The 1,459-nt window shown below is 57.7% G+C and carries 1 protein-coding gene; it reads left to right on the top strand.

The genetic code is table 11. From position 1 onward, the window contains the following. On the top strand, positions 1 to 1,459 hold a 1,459-nt coding region (locus tag BLP45_RS14215), incomplete at both ends, for a condensation domain-containing protein (protein WP_218117998.1).

Here is a 1,459-nt window from a genome sequence, read left to right as displayed (position 1 = left end):
AAGAATTGGACGCTTTGTCCCTGCCAGCGGGGCAGCTTGAAGACCTTTATCCACTCTCGCCGATGCAGTCCGGGATGCTGTTCCACAGCGTATTCGACAACGAGGCTGGCGTCTACCTTAATCAGTTGAGAGTGGACATCGAGGCGGTGGATATAGCACGGTTCAAGGCCGCATGGCAGGCCGCAATTGATCGTCACGAAATATTGCGTACCGGTTTCCTGCACGAGAGTAAAACGCCTTTGCAATGGGTAGCAAAAACCGCTGAGCTGCCCTGCGTGGAATACGACTGGTGGGATCGGGCAAGTCATTTCCCCGAAAATCAGGAACGGGATCTGGACGCCCTGGCCCGGTCGGAACATGTCCTCGGTTTCGACCTGGAAAAACCATCCCTCATGCGGCTGGCATTGGTGCGCGTCGGGGACAACAGGTATCACGTAATCTGGACCGTCCACCATCTGCTGCTGGATGGATGGAGCACGTCCCAGCTCCTGGGCGAAGTGCTGAGCCGTTACGCGGGCAAGAAGCCTCCTGCGTCTCGCAGCCGCTATCGCGATTTCATCGCATGGCTGGGCTGCCTGAATGCCAGCGCATCAGAATCATACTGGAAAGAGCGATTGCAAGATGTGGCAGAGCCTACCCGACTGGCGACCGCCTTATCCCCAGTGAAAGAGAAAGAGTCTTTGGGCTATGGTGAGTATGTCAGCGAGATGGGGCCGGATGTTACCGAGGGGCTGGTTCAGTTCGCAAAGCGCGAGCGCGTCACCCTCAATACCCTGGTGCAGGCAGCCTGGGCGCTGCTGCTTAGCCGTTATATCGGCCGGGAAAAAGTTGTTTTCGGGGTGACTGTCGCGGGAAGACCAGCGGATCTGGCAGGAGCAGAGCATTTGCTCGGGCTATTCATCAATACACTGCCCGTGGTCGCAGCGGTCGCGCCCGAACAAGAGACAGGCGCGTGGATGCGGGACCTGCAGGCGCAGAACCTCGCTTCGCGCGAACACGAACACACGCCCTTGTACGAAATTCAGCGCTGGACCGGGCAAAGCGGCCAGGGTTGGTTCGACAACATCCTGGTGTTCGAGAACTATCCGATGGATGAGGCCTTAAAGGAGGCTATGCCGGGCGGGCTGATCTTCTCGAACGTTTCAAACCGGGAAGCCAGCAATTACCCGATGATGGTATCCGTGACGCAGGCCAGCTCGTTATGCCTCAACTACAGCTATGCACGCAAGCATTTCTCCAGGGATATCGTGAGTACTATCGCGGCACAGGTTAATAGGCTGCTCGTCCGCATTGCACAGGATTCGGCACAGCAGTTGGGCGATGTTGAGCTTCTTAGTGAAGCCGAGCGCGCGCAACTTAAGGCATGGGGCGTGAATGAGCGGCGTTATGGAGATGCCGAGCCTGTTCACCGGTTGATCGAGCGGCAGGTAGAAGCGCGTCCGGAAGCGGTGGCGCTGAT

Origin of the sequence: Nitrosospira sp. Nl5 (genome assembly GCF_900102495.1) — a bacterium.
Lineage (GTDB): Bacteria > Pseudomonadota > Gammaproteobacteria > Burkholderiales > Nitrosomonadaceae > Nitrosospira.
This window is presented reverse-complemented; position numbering and strand designations above follow the sequence as displayed.